The organism is Archaeoglobus neptunius, assembly GCF_016757965.1.
Taxonomy (GTDB): domain Archaea; phylum Halobacteriota; class Archaeoglobi; order Archaeoglobales; family Archaeoglobaceae; genus Archaeoglobus; species Archaeoglobus neptunius.
The window spans coordinates 37,112-52,958 of sequence record NZ_JAEKIW010000017.1 but is presented as its reverse complement, the minus strand read 5'-3'; the positions used below and the strand labels follow the sequence as shown (position 1 = coordinate 52,958).

At 43.3% G+C, this 15,847-nt stretch carries 18 protein-coding genes; 16 read left to right on the top strand and 2 right to left on the bottom strand.

Features of this window, described 5'->3' with window-relative positions; all coding sequences use genetic code 11:
- Positions 1–180 precede the first annotated feature (180 nt).
- Genes purQ through argF form a run of 6 tightly spaced genes read left to right on the top strand, consistent with a single transcriptional unit; the run spans position 181 to position 4,462 of the window.
- Positions 181–996 carry a phosphoribosylformylglycinamidine synthase subunit PurQ gene (purQ, locus tag JFQ59_RS12055; protein ID WP_202320756.1) on the top strand — a complete coding sequence of 272 codons (816 nt, stop codon included), beginning with the start codon at positions 181–183 and terminating at the stop codon, positions 994–996.
- 36 nt (positions 997–1,032) lie between these two features.
- Positions 1,033–1,812 carry a CBS domain-containing ParB/RepB/Spo0J family partition protein gene (locus JFQ59_RS12050; RefSeq protein ID WP_202320755.1) on the top strand — a complete coding sequence of 260 codons (780 nt, stop codon included), beginning with the start codon at positions 1,033–1,035 and terminating at the stop codon, positions 1,810–1,812.
- A 3-nt stretch (positions 1,813–1,815) separates the two neighbouring features.
- Positions 1,816–2,124, top strand: a complete 309-nt coding sequence (locus JFQ59_RS12045) for a signal recognition particle subunit SRP19/SEC65 family protein (protein ID WP_202320754.1) — start codon at positions 1,816–1,818, stop codon at positions 2,122–2,124.
- Entirely contained in the window at positions 2,121–3,089 is a 969-nt protein-coding gene (locus JFQ59_RS12040) for a TIGR01177 family methyltransferase (RefSeq protein WP_202320753.1), read from the top strand. The genes JFQ59_RS12045 and JFQ59_RS12040 overlap by 4 nt, the downstream gene beginning before the upstream one ends.
- A gap of 22 nt (positions 3,090–3,111) precedes the next feature.
- On the top strand, positions 3,112–3,510 hold the full coding sequence (locus JFQ59_RS12035; RefSeq protein WP_202320752.1) for a response regulator: 399 nt from the start codon (positions 3,112–3,114) through the stop codon (positions 3,508–3,510).
- A 28-nt stretch (positions 3,511–3,538) separates the two neighbouring features.
- Positions 3,539–4,462, top strand: a complete 924-nt coding sequence (argF, locus tag JFQ59_RS12030; protein ID WP_202320751.1) for an ornithine carbamoyltransferase — start codon at positions 3,539–3,541, stop codon at positions 4,460–4,462.
- On the opposite strand, the gene JFQ59_RS12025 is transcribed toward argF, so the two are convergent.
- Together JFQ59_RS12025 and JFQ59_RS12020 are read right to left on the bottom strand one after the other, a co-directional pair.
- Positions 4,456–4,992 (bottom strand): GNAT family N-acetyltransferase, encoded by a 537-nt coding sequence (locus tag JFQ59_RS12025; protein ID WP_202320750.1) that lies wholly within the window; start codon positions 4,990–4,992, stop codon positions 4,456–4,458. The genes argF and JFQ59_RS12025 overlap by 7 nt on opposite strands.
- 82 nt (positions 4,993–5,074) lie before the next feature.
- Positions 5,075–5,281 (bottom strand): hypothetical protein, encoded by a 207-nt coding sequence (locus tag JFQ59_RS12020; protein WP_230972506.1) that lies wholly within the window; start codon positions 5,279–5,281, stop codon positions 5,075–5,077.
- Between the two features lie 81 nt (positions 5,282–5,362).
- Here JFQ59_RS12020 and JFQ59_RS12015 point away from each other — a divergent pair, with 81 nt between their 5' ends.
- From JFQ59_RS12015 to JFQ59_RS11970, 10 genes are all read left to right on the top strand, one after another.
- Complete coding sequence (locus tag JFQ59_RS12015; RefSeq protein ID WP_202320749.1) at positions 5,363–6,802, top strand: pyruvate carboxylase subunit B; 1,440 nt, start codon at positions 5,363–5,365, stop codon at positions 6,800–6,802.
- Between the two features lie 26 nt (positions 6,803–6,828).
- Positions 6,829–7,548, top strand: coding sequence for a proteasome assembly chaperone family protein (locus tag JFQ59_RS12010; RefSeq protein WP_202320748.1), 720 nt, complete (start codon positions 6,829–6,831; stop codon positions 7,546–7,548).
- 4 nt (positions 7,549–7,552) lie between these two features.
- The gene (locus tag JFQ59_RS12005) at positions 7,553–7,942 is read left to right on the top strand and encodes a DUF473 domain-containing protein (protein WP_202320747.1); all 390 of its coding nucleotides are present in this window, start codon (positions 7,553–7,555) and stop codon (positions 7,940–7,942) included.
- 103 nt (positions 7,943–8,045) lie between these two features.
- Positions 8,046–9,128, top strand: a complete 1,083-nt coding sequence (locus tag JFQ59_RS12000; RefSeq protein ID WP_202320746.1) for a DUF354 domain-containing protein — start codon at positions 8,046–8,048, stop codon at positions 9,126–9,128.
- A gap of 4 nt (positions 9,129–9,132) precedes the next feature.
- Positions 9,133–10,209 carry a non-hydrolyzing UDP-N-acetylglucosamine 2-epimerase gene (wecB, locus tag JFQ59_RS11995; RefSeq protein WP_202320745.1) on the top strand — a complete coding sequence of 359 codons (1,077 nt, stop codon included), beginning with the start codon at positions 9,133–9,135 and terminating at the stop codon, positions 10,207–10,209.
- 15 nt (positions 10,210–10,224) lie between these two features.
- On the top strand, positions 10,225–11,403 hold the full coding sequence (locus JFQ59_RS11990; RefSeq protein ID WP_202320744.1) for a glycosyltransferase family 4 protein: 1,179 nt from the start codon (positions 10,225–10,227) through the stop codon (positions 11,401–11,403).
- Positions 11,404–11,426: 23 nt separating this feature from the next.
- Positions 11,427–12,575: a glycosyltransferase family 4 protein gene (locus tag JFQ59_RS11985; protein ID WP_202320743.1), complete on the top strand. Its 1,149-nt coding sequence runs from the start codon at positions 11,427–11,429 to the stop codon at positions 12,573–12,575.
- Complete coding sequence (locus JFQ59_RS11980; RefSeq protein WP_202320742.1) at positions 12,575–13,537, top strand: glycosyltransferase family 2 protein; 963 nt, start codon at positions 12,575–12,577, stop codon at positions 13,535–13,537. Before JFQ59_RS11985 ends, JFQ59_RS11980 begins: the two co-directional genes overlap by 1 nt.
- A 10-nt stretch (positions 13,538–13,547) precedes the next feature.
- On the top strand, positions 13,548–14,558 hold the full coding sequence (locus JFQ59_RS11975; RefSeq protein WP_202320741.1) for a glycosyltransferase family 2 protein: 1,011 nt from the start codon (positions 13,548–13,550) through the stop codon (positions 14,556–14,558).
- Positions 14,551–15,828, top strand: a complete 1,278-nt coding sequence (locus JFQ59_RS11970; protein ID WP_202320740.1) for a sulfatase-like hydrolase/transferase — start codon at positions 14,551–14,553, stop codon at positions 15,826–15,828. The genes JFQ59_RS11975 and JFQ59_RS11970 overlap by 8 nt, the downstream gene beginning before the upstream one ends.
- Positions 15,829–15,847: the final 19 nt, after the last annotated feature.

Here is a 15,847-nt window from a genome sequence, read left to right as displayed (position 1 = left end):
ACAGCGGCTATTTCCTTTACTGGAGTCCCCTTGTCGAGTTGTCTGATTATCCATCTGATCTTCTTGTTCGTTAGCTTTCTCACAAGAGTTGGATGTTGGGTTGTGAAATAATTTTGGGATACTACAATTATGAAATGCCAGACAAAAACTTAAAAAGATTCAGTTTTAGACTTTGAATCGATGGACAGAGACGAAATTAGGGTGGCGGTTTTAAGGATGGAAGGTACCAACTGTGAGGATGAAACTGTTAAAGCCTTCAGGAATGTGGGGGTTGAATGCGAACCCGTTCACATCAAGCAGTTTTACAGCGACATGATACGGTGGGAGGAACAGAGGAGCATATTTGACTATCACTGTCTGGTGTTTCCCGGAGGATTCTCGGCAGGAGATTATATAAGGGCAGGAGCAATTTTTTCTGCAAGAGTAAAAAGTGTTCTGAGAAGGGATCTTGAAGAGTTCATAAAAATGGGTTTTCCGGTGCTCGGAATATGCAACGGTTTTCAGGTTCTTGCTGAACTTGGTGCATTGCCGGGTTTCGATGAGGACAGGCCGATTTCGGATAAACCGGAGATGGCCCTCAGCATCAACGACTCAAACAGATTTGAATGCAGACCAACCCTGCTGAAAAAAGAGAGCGAAAAATGTATCTTTGTAAGGAGAGTGAACAGGGATATCGTCATGTTTCCTGTCGCCCATGCTGAGGGAAAGGTGGTATTTCCCGCCGGTAGGGAGGATGAGTACGTTGAAATGCTGAAAGAAAACGAGCAAATAGTCTTCAGATACGTGGATGATGCAGGGGAATATGCAGGATATCCGTGGAATCCAAATGGGAGTTACTACAACATTGCCGGTATATGCAATGCTACCCACACAGTATTCGGTCTTATGCCACATCCCGAAAGGGCATTTTTTGGATATCATGTTGGGGAGAAGAAGGGATATGGCGATGGCTACTGCATTTTCAGGAGTGTGGTTGACTATCTCGAAAAACTTTAGCAAAGATTTTTAGCTCTCCCTGTCTTTTCCTTTTCAATGAACATTAAGGTTAAGGAGTACATGACCAGAAACGTTTACACACTCAAACCTGAAAACACAGTTGAAGAAGCCATCCAGCTTGTTAAAGAGACCGGTCATGATAGCTTTCCTGTTGTGGATGACAATATGAGGGTTGTTGGCTATGTTTCGGCTGTTGATCTGCTGGGAAGGGACGGAAAGGTTAGAATCAGAGACATAATGTCAAAGGAACTTTACGTTGCGAGGGATTTTATGGATTTGAGGGATGCTGCGAGAGTCATGTTCAGGACGGGACATTCAAAACTCCCGGTTGTTGATGAGGACAACAGACTAGTGGGGATAATTTCAAACGCAGATGTTATCAGGAGTCAGATTGAGAAGGTTGATCCGGATAAGGTTGAAAAGCTGAAAAACACGATAGAGAAGGTCCATGGTGTCAAGACGACGGTAAGCAGGGGTAAGGTTGAGACTGCCCTGCTTATCCCAACTCAAACCAGAATTTACGCTGACGAGCTTAAGGGGAGGATACACGAGCTGAAAAGGGGACTGGCGGAGCCAATAGTCGTGATCAAAAAGGATTCGAGATACTATCTTGTGGACGGTCATCACAGAGTTGTGGCCGCTGCAAAACTGGGAGTGAAGGAACTGGATGCCTACATTATAGAGGTGCCCCACGAAGTTGAACTGGGTATAGAAAAGCTTGTAAGAAAGAAGGGGCTAAAATCCGTGAAAGACGTGGAGATAATAGAGGACGTTCCTCACCCTCTGGTTGAGATAACATTCAGAAACATGAGGTGAAACGTGAAGGAGTGTGTTATCTGGACGGTAAATCTGGACAGCAAAAAATCAAGGGCTGAAGGGAGGAGAATACCGAAGAGATTTGCCATCCCCAATGTGAAGTTGAACGAGCTGGTTGAGGCTTGCAGTGAGCTGGGCATCAGGTTCAGGGTGGAGGAGAAAAAATATCCCAAGTGGTGGTGGGAAGAAGGAGGACGGGTTGTGGTTGAGAAGACTGACACAAAGACCAGCATAATGATTGAGCTGGCGAAGAAAATTGCTGAAATCAGGTCCAGGAAACGAGAGCAGAAACAAAAGAAAAAGAAGAAATGAAGTTTCTGTTTTATCTATCTGCCGACAATCTCCCGCTGGCCCGAATGGAGATTACAAGGCTGGCAGAGAGTTACGGGAAGGTCAGGAGTATTCTCCATGAAGGCAGAATAACCACTGTCGACTATGATGGAAAGGAGTTCTTTGAGAGACTTGCATACACAAACGAAGTATCACAGCTTGTTGGGGTATCCAGTGTGGAAGAGATTGAAACATTCTTCAGGAGTGTGCCGGTTTTCAGGGGAAAATGCTGCGTGAGGGTTGGAGGATTGAAGAAGGGTGCAAACGAGCTTGAAAAGAGGCTTGGTGCGGTGCTGTGGAAAAGAGGGGCTAAAATCAGTGTTTCCACACCCGAAGTGGTTTATAAGGTCTATGTCCAGGGAGAGAAGTGCTACACGGGAATTCTGAAGTATGTCAGGGACAGGAAGCAGTTTTACCTGAGGAGACCAGACAGGAGACCATTTTTGATGCCGTTCGCAATAAAGCCCAAACTCGCCAGGGCCCTCGTAAATCTCACCGGCAGCAGAGAAGAGGAAAACTTTCTCGATCCCATGTGCGGGACGGGGTCTTTTTTAATCGAGGCCGGGTTGATGGGGTTAAACGTCATGGGTATCGAGTTCTTTAAGAAAATTGCGGATGGATGCAGATTGAATCTCGATCACTACAGGATTGCGGGGGATGTAATTCGTGGAGATGCAAGAAGGATGCCCTTTAAAGATGAAACTATAGATGGAATTGCCACTGACTATCCCTATCTTCGATCGACAAAATCTGCAGTGAGTCTTGAAAACCTTTACATCGAGAGTGGGGAGGAGCTGTACAGAGTGTTGAAGAAAGGCGGGTACGTTACGGTGGTTACAAACATTGATGCGGAAATGTACTTCGACAGCTTTGACATAGTATTCAGGACCAGCGAGAGGGTGCACGGCAGCCTTACGAGAAGGATATACCTGATGAGGAAAGCATGAAGTAAAATTTATATTTTTTAAAATGAAGTGGGGTAGGGGTATCATGGAAAGGAATTTGAAGCCACGCATATTGGTGGTTGAGGACGATCTGGCTGTTCTAGAAGCTCTGAAGCTTATGCTTGAAGAGCGTTATGAAGTGGTTGTTGCTGTAAATGGAAAAGAAGCAGTAGCTCTTTTTGAGAGGTTCAAGCCTGACATAATCCTGATGGACATTGCGATGCCCGAGATGGATGGGGTGGCGGCCACGAAGGAGATACTGAAAAGGGATCCCGATGCGATTGTGCTCTGCATAACTGCCTTTAAGGCCCACAGGGGGAAAGAAATGCTTGAAGCAGGGGCTAAAGAGATAATCGAAAAACCCTTCACAAGAAGGCAACTCATAGAAAAAATAGAGCATTACCTCCAAAAACAGAAAGTTTAATTAATTCCCTGATAAGTAAAACGCCAGTATGAAACATCTTCTCTCAATCTCCGACCTCACCAGGGATGAGCTCTTCGAAATACTCAAACTTGCTGAAAAGCTAAAGGAAGAGAGGTACAGGGGGATAGTCACGGATTATTTAAAAAATAAGAGCCTTGCAATGATTTTTGAGCTGCCATCGACGAGAACGAGGGTATCGTTCGAAGTTGCAATGAGCGATCTCGGTGGGCATGCGCTGTATCTGGGATGGAACGAGCTGCAACTTGGCAGAGGTGAGCCCATTAAAGATACAGCAAGGGTTCTCAGCAGGTATGTTCATGCGATCATGCTGAGAGTCAGAGATCACAGCACGATTGAGGAGTTCGCCAGATATTCATCCATACCGGTGATAAACGGTTTGAGTAACCTCGAGCATCCCTGTCAGGTTATTGCGGATTTGCTCACGATATATGAGTACAGGGGAGACTTCAGGGATGTAACCCTTGCATGGGTTGGTGACGGTAACAACGTTTGCAACTCGCTGATTCTGGCATCGGCCCTCACAGGAATGAGGATGATCGTTTCCACACCTGAAAACTACGAACCTGATAGCGGGATAATGCAGAAGGCCAGAGAGCTTGGTGGAGAGATAATCTTTGAAAGAGATCCGGTAAAGGCTGTAGGTGAGGCAGACGTGATTTACACAGATGTGTGGACGTCAATGGGTCAGGAAGGTGAAAAAGAGGAAAGATTGACAGCGTTTAAGGGATATCAGATTTCTGATGAGCTGCTTAGCAGATCAAAGGATGATGTTGTGGTGATGCACTGCCTTCCTGCCCACAGAGGTGAGGAGATCACCGATGAGGTTATCGAGGGAAAGCACTCAATAGTCTTCGACCAGGCAGAAAACAGGCTTCATGCTCAGAAAGCCATCCTTCTCAAGCTCATCGGAAAGGAAAACGAGGTTTACTGATCTTCCTCTTTTAATGGCAGGTACATGTCACACTCATAGTAGGGAGCCACTATTTTGAACCCCAGCTTTTTGTAAACGTGTATCGCCCTTGCATTGGTTCTTTCAGTTACGAGCATGATTCCATCAAATCCCGCTTTTCTGCAGTAGTCTATAATCAGTTTCATCATCAACTGCCCCAGTCCGCGATTCTGATAGTCCTGATGGATGAAAATGGTGAGGTCGACCTTATTGTCTTCAGTCGGTACAATCACGAGATGACCGACTATCCTGCCATTCTTTTCGGCGACAATTGCAAAGCCGTACTCAGCGAGGTAATCCACCCAGTTCTCTATCGCCCTCCTGCTTATAGGGGGCAATCCGAGACATCTGTATTCTGGATCGAACGTTTCGTACATCTCTATCAGTTTTTCTCTGTCGTTTTTGTGGTCATACTGCCTGATCAGGATTTTCTCTCCGGTTTTGTCCTCAACATAAACAGAATCAAAGTCCGGGAACTCGAAGTGCACCGGTTTTTCACTGGCCATGACCATCTCTCACACCTGATTTTAATTAGGAGATGGAAGTATTTATTATTTTCTGAAGAATATTAATCATTTATATAATGATAAATCCCTACTCGATCTCGACCTTTTTTATCTCTTTTCTTGCTCTGGCTATCTCCTCCACCGCCTCAACCTTGTCAAGTCCCGAATCTATCAGGCCCCTCAGAGCGAGCAGAATCTCTTTTGTGGCTTTCAGCATGTGTTCCACAAATTCATCAGAGAGCACATCTTCAAGCTCGGGCACAACCAACTTTACCTCCCGCATCTCGATCACCATGATACCATACGCCCAAGCATAAATAACCTTTTCCTGTTTTCAAATGAAAAAGTTTTTTTATTAAGGTTATCAACCAGCAGCATGACCAGAATCAAAATTGTAGACCTTACTCTCAGAGATGGGCACCAGTCATTGCTCGCAACGAGGATGAGGACAAGAGATATGCTTCCAATTCTCGAAACTTTTGACAGCAGCGGGATTTACTCCTTCGAAGTGTGGGGAGGGGCCACATTCGACTCCTGCCACAGATTTCTTAACGAGAACCCCTGGGAGAGGTTGAGGGAGATAAGGAAGAGGGTTAAAAATGCGCAGCTTCAGATGCTTTTAAGGGGGCAGAATCTCGTAGGCTACAGGCATTATCCCGACGACGTGGTTGAAAAATTCGTTCAGAAAACGATTGAAAATGGTCTGGACATATTCAGGATTTTCGATGCTCTCAATGATGTAAGGAACCTGGTCTCGTCAATTAAGGCAGCCAAAAAGTACGATGCCAATCACATACAGGGTTCCATCTGCTACACGATTTCTCCGGTTCATACGATTGAGAAATACGTTGAGATCGCCAACGAGCTGGCAGAACTTGAGGTGGACTCCATATGCATCAAGGATATGGCGGGACTGCTATCACCAAAGGTTGCCTATGAGCTTGTAAGAACTCTTAAGAAGGAAGTCGGATTGCCGATAAACGTGCATTCCCACTATACGAGCGGTATGGCTTCAATGGCTCTGCTGAAGAGTGTTGAGGCTGGCGCTGAGATGATAGACACCTGCATGTCCCCGCTGAGCGGCGGAACATCCCATCCTCCAACTGAAAGCATGGTCTACGCTCTGAACGAGCTGGGTTATGATACAGGTGTGGATCTCGATGTGCTGCTTGAGGTCAGGAACTACTTCATGAAACTCAGAGATAAGTACTCCGGCTACCTCAACCCCCTGTCAACGATACCCGACACAAGGGTCCTCGTCTATCAGATACCGGGTGGAATGTTTTCCAACCTTATCGCACAGCTTCAGGAGCAGAATGCTCTGGACAAACTGGAAGATGTCCTTCGGGAGGTGCCGAGAGTAAGGGAAGACCTCGGCTATCCACCCCTCGTAACACCAACCAGTCAGATCGTGGGTGTGCAGGCCGTCATTAACGTTCTCGTTGGAGAGAGGTACAAGGTGGTTACAAGGGAGACAAAGGACCTCGTTAAGGGTATGTACGGCAGAACACCCGCACCGATAAGGGAGGAGATAATCAGGAAGATACTTGGTAATGAAAGGCCAATAGACTGCAGACCTGCAGATCTGCTTGAGCCTGAGTTTGAGAAAAGGAAAAAAGAGCTTGAGGAAATGGGTGTCGAGCCAAGCGATGAAAACGTCCTGCTTTACACACTATTCCCCCAGACTGGGTTGCAGTTCCTGAAGGGCGAGCTGAAGGAGGAACCATTCCCTGTTGGTGGTGGCAGGATAGAGGGCAGCTTTGAAGTCGAAATTGATGGATCGAAGTACGTTGTAACGGTCAGGCCAGAAAGCTGATATACAACCATTCACATAATTTTTTCATGGAGCTTGAAACCGAGATAGTTGTAGACAGGGTGGACGTTGAAAATCCGGTTCTGATAACGAGCTTTCCAGGCATAGGTCTTGTGGGTACAATCGCAACGGCCCACTTCATCCTGGAACTGGATCTGGAAACCATAGGGGTTGTGGACTCCAGAATGTTACCTCCTGTAGCGTCCCTCTTTGAGGGGGTGGTTTTACCGCCGATAAGGGTTTATCAGAGCCGTGATATGGGCTTTGTGCTTATCCATTCTGATGTGCCGGTCATTCCACAGGCTGCCGTTGATATGAGCAAGAGGATAGTTCAGTGGGCAGCGGAGATAAACGCCAACCGAATTTACTCTTTTGCCGGAGTCGCAACGTTTGAGGACAGAAAGAGGGTTTTTGGAGCTGCAACAAGAAAGGAACTGCTTGATGAGATAAAGGATCACATTGAGATCTTTAAAACTGGCACAATCTCTGGAATTGCTGGCAGCATAATGAACGAGTGCGTTGCTGCAAAGATGCCGGGCATTGTCCTGCTTGGGGAGACTGTTGGGTTTAACCCTGATCCGAGAGCGGCTGCAAGCCTGATAGATGCCTTTAACAAAATCATGGGCTGGAATGTAAGTGTGGAAAAACTCATAAAGGAGGCAGAGATGATAGAGGCTCAGATGCAGAGACTGGCTGAACAGGCGAGGATGCAGGAGGCGAAAAAAGAGGAATTTCCGATGTACGGGTGATAGCATGAGGTGTTATGTCCTTACCGGCATATCGAGGAATGTTATTGAAGAGCTTTTGAGGAGAAACATCCGGACAGTGGAGTTGAGAAGTGCCCACAATGTTGCAACAGCCCTGAGAGCCGAGATTGGAGATTGCGTGTTTCTTACCCCTGCGAGGGTTAACGATCTGGGGAGGGGTGTGAGCGGGCTTATTGCGGAGATAACGGGCAAGGAGATAATGAGTCAGTCCCTGTTCTACTCCTCGCCTGGCTATATGGAGGAGTGTGAGCTCACAGTGGTCAGGCTGAGGCTGAAGCCGAAGGGGGTGGGCAGGATGGTTCAGGTTAGCAGAGGAGATGTGCTGGACACCACTGAGGCTGATGTGGTGGAAACTTCGTATTTTGATGCGAGGTGATTGCTGAGGAAAGCAGAAATGGATTTCGAGTTCCATGAGGGTGAGTGGGATTGCGAGTCTTTAGGGTGTCAAAAATTTTATGCAAGTCAGGCTACATTTTCCAATGAAAATCGGAATCTTTATCTCAACGCCCGCTCAGTATCACTTTTACAAAAATATTGTGATGAAGTTAGTCGAGAGAGGAAATGAGGTTAAGATTCTATACAGGGACTACGGAGAAACCCTTGAGGTTTCAGAGGTTAAGGGTGAGGTGTTCTCAAGGGTTAAGACGAACTGGGACAGGATAATCAAACTTCCGGCTGACATTCTGAGGGCGAGAAAGCTGCTCAAAAACTTCAGGCCTGAGGTCATAACGGGGTTCGAGATATACGCCCCGTACACCGCAAAAGTTCTCGGGACGAAAAGTTTTGTTTTCTACGACTCAGAGCCGAGAACGAGCAAATTTCTCGCCCTTCAGATGAGGGCATACATGCCCTTTGTCGATGCGATTTTAACCCCCTACTGCTATCTTGATGATCTCGGGGGGAAGCATCTCAGAATTGACTCCTTTAAAGAACTTGCCTACCTCCATCCAAAGTACTTCCAGCCTGATAAAGGTGTTCTCGAGGAACTGGGAGTTGAGGAGGGGGAATATGCGGTTTTGAGATTCAATGCTTTTGATGCTGCTCATGACATAGGCGTTGGCGGGTTCAGCTATGAGGATAAGGTTGAGATGGTTAAAAAATTGAATAAGAACCTTACAGTGTTCGTTTCGGCTGAAGGCGAGGTTCCCAAAGGTATTGAGAATTACCTGCTACCTGTGTCCAAAAAAAAGATTCATCATGTTCTCTATTTTGCAAGACTGCTGGTTACGGATACGCAGACCATGGCTACAGAGGCGGCGATTCTTGGGACACCAACAATCAGATCAAATAGGTTTGTGAACAGCAAGAGGGAGATGGGCAACTTTATCGAACTCCAGAGGCTTGGTCTTCTCATGAATTTCGAAAACACAAGAGAGGCTATGGAAAGGGCGTTTGAGATTTCAGTGGACGATAGCTATAAGCGAGAGTGGAAAAAGAAAAGAATGAAATTAATCGAAAATAAGGTGGATATCTCGGAATTTATGTGCTGGTTTATAGAAAGCTATCCGGAAAGCCTTGATAGGTTTAGAGAGAAACCTGAGATACAGTACAGGTTCAGGTGATCTCATGAAGGTCGTCTCTATCGTAGGAGCGAGACCAAATTTCATAAAGCTGGCTCCACTGTCAAAAGAGATTAGAAAGGAATTTGATGAGGTGGTTGTGCACACAGGTCAGCACTATGATTACGAGATGGACAGGGTGTTTTTCGAGCAGCTCGAAATTCCAGATCCCGATTACCATCTGGGGGTTGGTTCTGGAACTCATGGATACCAGACGGGTGAGATGGTCAAAAAAATCGAGGAAGTTCTGTTTAAGGAGGAGCCAGATCTGGTAATTGTATTTGGCGACACCAACTCCACTCTTGCAGGAGCTCTGGCAGCGGTGAAGCTCCACATCAAAGTCGCGCATGTCGAGGCAGGATTGAGGTCTTTTGATAGAAAGATGCCAGAGGAGATAAACAGAGTGCTGACCGACCACTGCTCCGATCTGCTTTTCTGTCCAACTGAACGGGCGGTTGAGAATTTAAAGAGGGAGGGTATAGTTAGGGGCGTGCACCTGACCGGAGACGTTATGGTTGATGCTGTAAAGCAGAACATTAAGATAGCAGAGGAAAAGTCAAGAATTCTCGATCAACTCGGTTTAGAACCGGAGGAATACTTTTTGGCGACTGTCCACAGGGCGGAAAACACTGACAATGCTGAAAGACTGAAACACATAGTAGAAGCCTTTTGCGAAACAGAGAATCTCGTGTTTCCATGCCATCCAAGAACCGAGAACAGGCTGAAGAATTTCGGCCTCTGGGAAACGGTCGTAAAGAATGTTAACGTTATAAGGCCTGTTGGTTACCTCGATATGCTTGTTCTGGAAAAGAACGCTAGGAAGGTAATCACTGACAGCGGTGGTGTGCAGAAGGAGGCATACATACTCAGAGTGCCGTGCATCACGCTGAGAGAGACAACTGAATGGGTAGAAACTGTAGAGGATGGGTGGAACGTTCTTGTGGGGGCAGACAAGAGCAGGATACTGAACGCAGTTGAAAACTTCGAGCCGGAAAGAAGACACTACAGCCAGAGGTTTGGGGATGGTAAGGCGAGCAGAAGGGTGGTGGAAATTTTGAAAGAACTGAATGGTAAACCAGAATGAGAAATGGGGGTTAGTATGGATATCCTGGTAATATCTCCACATTATCACACTTTTGTGAAAGGATTGGTCGATGCAACAGCCAAATACGTTTCCAGTATTTCAATTTTTGTCCATCATAATTTTTTATCTGAATTGGCACGATACTTGCCATTTTCGTATTTTAAAAATATAAAAAAATTTTCAAGAAAAGAATTAATATATTTAGAAAACAGTCCAGAGAACGTCAGGGTCAACACTGTCTCCACACTTTATTTTATCCCGGATGGAAAAAACACGGGTTTGGGGGATATGTTATTTAAAAAATTCAGTAGGTATATTATTGAACATGAAATTGAATTCAGTTTGATTCATGCCCATTTCATCTGGCCTTGTGGGTATGCTGCTGTGAAACTCGGGGAAGAGTTCGGGGTTCCTGTTGTGGTTACCGCTCATGGTTACGATGTTTATGATCTTCCGTTCAGAAGCAGAAAATGGTTTAATAAGGTAAAATTCACTCTTGAAAATGCCAGCCATATCATCACAGTAAGTAGGAGAAATTACGAAATTATAGTTCATAAAATCGGAATTCCGGAAATGAATGTGTCCGTGGTTCCCAATGGCGTGGATCTTAAACTATTTAGACCAGTAGAAAAACACGTTGCAAGGAATAGGCTGGGAATTCCTCAAAATAAAAAAGTTATCCTGAATGTGGCAAATCTTGTTCCAGTAAAGGGTCATAAATATCTTGTAAAAGCCATGCGAAAAATATCCGAAAACAGTGATGATGTTATTCTATATATTGTGGGTGATGGTAACCTAAAAAAAGAACTACAGAAAGAGGTTAAAAAGTTGAATCTCGAAGGAGTGGTCAAGCTCGTTGGTGCTAAGCCCCATAGCGAGATACCGCTGTGGATGAATGCTGCAGACATTTTCGTTTTGCCGAGTCTGAACGAGGGGAACCCAACAGTAATGTTCGAAGCTTTAGGTGTTGGTTTGCCGTTTGTGGGGACTAAGGTGGGGGGAATTCCTGAAATAATAACTTCGGAAGATTATGGATTCCTCAGCGAACCGGGTAATGCAGATGATCTGGCAGAGAAAATTTTAATTGCAATTAAGAAGGAGTGGGACAGAGGGAGGATAAGAAGATATGGGGAGCAGTTTAGCTGGGAGAATATTGCAAAATGTATTGTGCAGATTTACGAAAGAATAGTTTGACTGTTGTTTTAAAGGTGGAAGAAATGTACACTATCTATATCACCGCACCGAATGTGTTGGATCCATACTTAGGCCCTTCAGTTGTAGCACACAACACACTTAAAGGATTTCTCACCATTAAAAATGAGCTTGAAAGAGAGAATATTGCTCTAACCTTTATCTCCATACCGTCCTGTGATAGGAGAGGGGTTGTGCAACTGGACGAGTGTATAAAAGTCATTAACATGAAACTTTATCCACCCGTCACTTTTACGGGGGAATTACAAGCTTTCTTGAAAATGCACAGGCTGAATAACCCGAACTTGGTACATTCTCACGATATATATAGTATTTTTCCGTGGATTAACAAGACTAAAACTGTGTTTACCCTGCATGGGATTTTATGGAAAGAGAGAATGTATAAGGGGCCGTATATGAGAACGTCACTGTGGTTAAATGAGAGAAGGTTTAGGAGCTTTTACAATCTTTTGACAAGGTTTACTGCAATTTCTCCGTATGTTTTGAAAGAACTTTCTCAGAAAGGTTTTGATCTGTCTAAAACGGTAATCATTGAAAACCCCATATCAGATGAATTCTTTAATGTCGAGAAAAGCGAAGATAGTGTTATACTATATCCTGCTACGATAACTGCACGGAAAAATCAGCTCGGTTTTTTAAGGAGTGTGGCAGTAGCCAAACCTGAACTGTCAGATTTCGAGATTTGGATTGTTGGGGGAATTGGCGATAAGAGCTATTTCGAAACTCTTACGGAATTCGTCAGGAAGGAGGATTTACGAAACGTTAAGTTCCTCGGGAAAGTCCCGTACGAAAAATTGCTTGAACTCTACTCCAAGTCATCAATAGTGGCTCTGACATCTTTTCAGGAGACGACCCCAATGGTAATTGCTGAGGCAATGGCTACAGAAACTCCGGTGATTGCTTCGAGAGCTGGTGGAATGCCATACATGGTAAAACATTGCAAAACTGGCCACATAGTAAGCCCGAGCAATCCAGAGGAGATTGCCGAATCTCTACTAATTCTGGCATCTGATGTTAGGCTCAGAAAGAGGATGGGTAAATTGGCTAAGAAAGAGGCTTTAAGGAGGTGGAGGGCGGAAGTAATTTGTAAAAAACTTATACGACTGTACGTTTCAACAATTCAGGGTACTGACAGTCAGTTAGAGGTGTGTTAATGATGGCAAAAAGAGTCTCGGTGATAATACCGACCTACAAGAGATATGAGGATCCACTCTTAACGCTTCAGTCACTGAACACCCAAACGATTCTACCTGATGAGGTTATAATATTTGATGAATCTCCTGATGACAGGTTACGTCAAATTTTAAAGGTTGTAAATATGGGCTATCCTGTGAGGTATGTTTGGGCCCCCTCAAAGTTCCCGTCTTTAGCCCGTGTGAGAAATAAGTCTACAAGGTTGGCTAAAGGGGACATAATAGTATTCCTCGATGATGATGTAATTCTCCATTCAGAGTATCTGAAGAACATGCTGAGTTTTTTAGAAGACCATCCCGAAGTTCTTGGAGTTACCGGATGTATAACAAATATTAGGCTCCCCAGGTTATATCGGATGTTCAGTTCATTGTTTTTACTTTTTCGCCAGACTAAAAGACCTAAGGTGCAGCGCTCTTTCATACCAACAATGTCTAGTTGTAAAGAACATGTTCCGACACAGTGGCTTTCTGGATGCAATATGGCGTATAGGCGAAAGGTCCTTGAAAAATTTGATTTTGATTGGAAACTATTGAAATACAGTTATTCAGAAGATGTTGATTTTTCTTACCAGATATACAAGAAATATGGTAGCAATAGTCTTTATCTCGTTAGAGGATCTCTGCTGATCCACAAAAAATCACCATCTGGAAGGTTGCTTGGATATTCCCTCGAAGCCCATAGATGTGTAACGAATCTTTATATGCTGTATAAACATTTTGGAGATACTAAGCTTAATATTCTGGTGTTTTTATGGCGAAACTCAGGAGAAATACTAACTCATTTTGTAAGCGGCATAATTCATAAAGACCTAAAAACAGAAATAAGAAATATATTGACAATACTTCGCGCCATAAAATTTGCTCTAAAGAACTTAACACGGATAAAGAAAGGTGATATAATTGAGTTGCAAAAATACCATTAGAGTTGCTGCTGTGGTCGTCACGTTTAACCGGAAGAAACTTCTGCTTGAGTGCCTAAAGGCCCTTAGAACTCAGACAAGACCTCCTGATGCGATTTTTATTATTGACGGCCCATCTACCGATGGTACCCCAGAAGCTCTCAGAGATCAGGGATATATTAAAAAAATTCCTCCACATGAGTCCAAATCCCATTCTTGGACAACTGGACACATCATCGTTTCAGATTCTGGAAAGCCAATTAGGGTGATTTATGTGCGTCTTTACGAAGATGTAGGTGGTGCAGGTGGATTTCATGAAGGAATCAAGCGAGCATATTCAGAAGGTTATGACTGGATATGGGTGATGGATGATGATGCGGAGCCCAAAAAAGATGCTTTGGAACAGTTGTTAAATTATGTTGATTTACCTAATGCAGTTGTTGTCACGCCTTTAAAATTAAATGTTAATGGTAAATTTGTAGGTCACAGAGGTACTTTTGTCGATGGAAATTTTTTGAAATTCAGAGTTGCGCTATGGAGCCAAGCTCAAAAATATATTAGTATACATCACTCCTCTTTTGTCGGCCCGTTAATAAAAAAAGATGCGATAGATAGTATAGGCTTTCCACTACGTGAATTCTTTATATGGTATGATGATGTTGAGTACTTTTTACGATTAATAAAAATTGGTGCTGTGTATATGATTCCGTCATCGGTAATAGTCCATAAAGAAGAGACTAAAATTTCTGAGGTTAAGCAAATAGGTCCCTTAAAACGGAGAGTTATTCCTTATGGGAAATTCTGGAAATTATATTTCGAGTATAGAAACTGGGCGTATCTCGGATATAGGTACGCTCCAAGAATACAATTTTTCAAAAAACTGATTACTAATTACCTATTAATAATTGGTGGAATTCTTCTTTTTGACGATCACAAGCTGAGTAGGATTTTTTTCGTAACATCAGCTTATCTGGATGGCCTGAGAGGTATTTTTGATAACGATAAGCCTAAGAGAATACTGTATGGGGGGAACAAGAATGGGTGACCGTCCCAACATCATCTGGATTGTATTGGATACTCTTAGAGATGACTACTCTGGGCCTATCTGGGACGTATTAAAGAAATACGGATTTGTCAGGTATGAGAACGTTATAGCTCCTGCTCCGTGGACAATACCCAGTCATGTATCTATGTTTACTGGAATGTATCCTAGTGAGCATGGAGTTCACGAGCCTTTTTTTGCATACCAAGAGCCAATTGAATTTAAAATATATCCTTGTAAAATACAAAAGATTAATAAAAAAACAATTTTTAAGACACTCTCAGGATATAAAATGGTTCTTGTTTCTGCAAATCAGTGGATATCTCCGGAAATGGGATTTAATTTTTTCAATGAATATTACAACATATTACCTATCGGAAAAGTGTTTTGTCAACGATTAAAATTTAATGTTATTTCGAAAGGCACTACCCATTTATATAGAAAATTTTTTGTTAGATTTAAAAAATGGCCTCTTAATAAAGGAGTTGATGAGTATCTTAAGGCTAGTGTACGTGTATTTAAGGATATAAATGAACCAATTTTCATGTTTGTCAACCTGATGGAAACTCACGAACCGTACAGAGGTGTTGATTTCGCAACATTAAGATTAAGAGTTTTAAAACAAAATACGAAAATTCCTTCAAAATTAGCCATAAAGCTCCAAAATGAATACCAAAATGAAATAATGTATCTTATACCTAGACTCGAAAAAACTCTAAAATGGCTTGTAGATAAAGGATTAATTTTAAAAAGTATCGTTATAATAACTAGTGATCATGGCCAATTACTGGGAGAACACAATCAAATAGGTCATGGGGTTTTTTTGCACGATGAATTAATTAAGGTCCCACTTTACGTTAGAGTGCCAAAAGATGGTAGATTTGAGCGAGATTCTAGTTCTTATTGTTGGATCTCACTGAAAGATGTTTTTTACACACTTAAAGCTTTTATAAACTCAAATGTATGGAAATTTCAATATTCATACGGTCCGGTCTATTCTGAAGTATTCAGTCCAGGATATGTTGGAAAAGTTAACACGGAAGAAGAACGCCGCAACATTGAGCATCTCGAAAAGCACCGCATAGCTGTATACCACGGCCCATACAAAGGCATATACAACGTCAGAGATGGTGTTCTTGAATACGTAAAATCTTACGATCCAGAGATTGAGATCGCAGAAGATGTCAAGGAACTTTTAATTCGTGATGTCAAAAAATACCTAAAACAGGTAAAACTCAAAAGTACTGTTAGAAAGATTAGTTCCAAACTTTAATTTTCCCTTTAATTAAGTT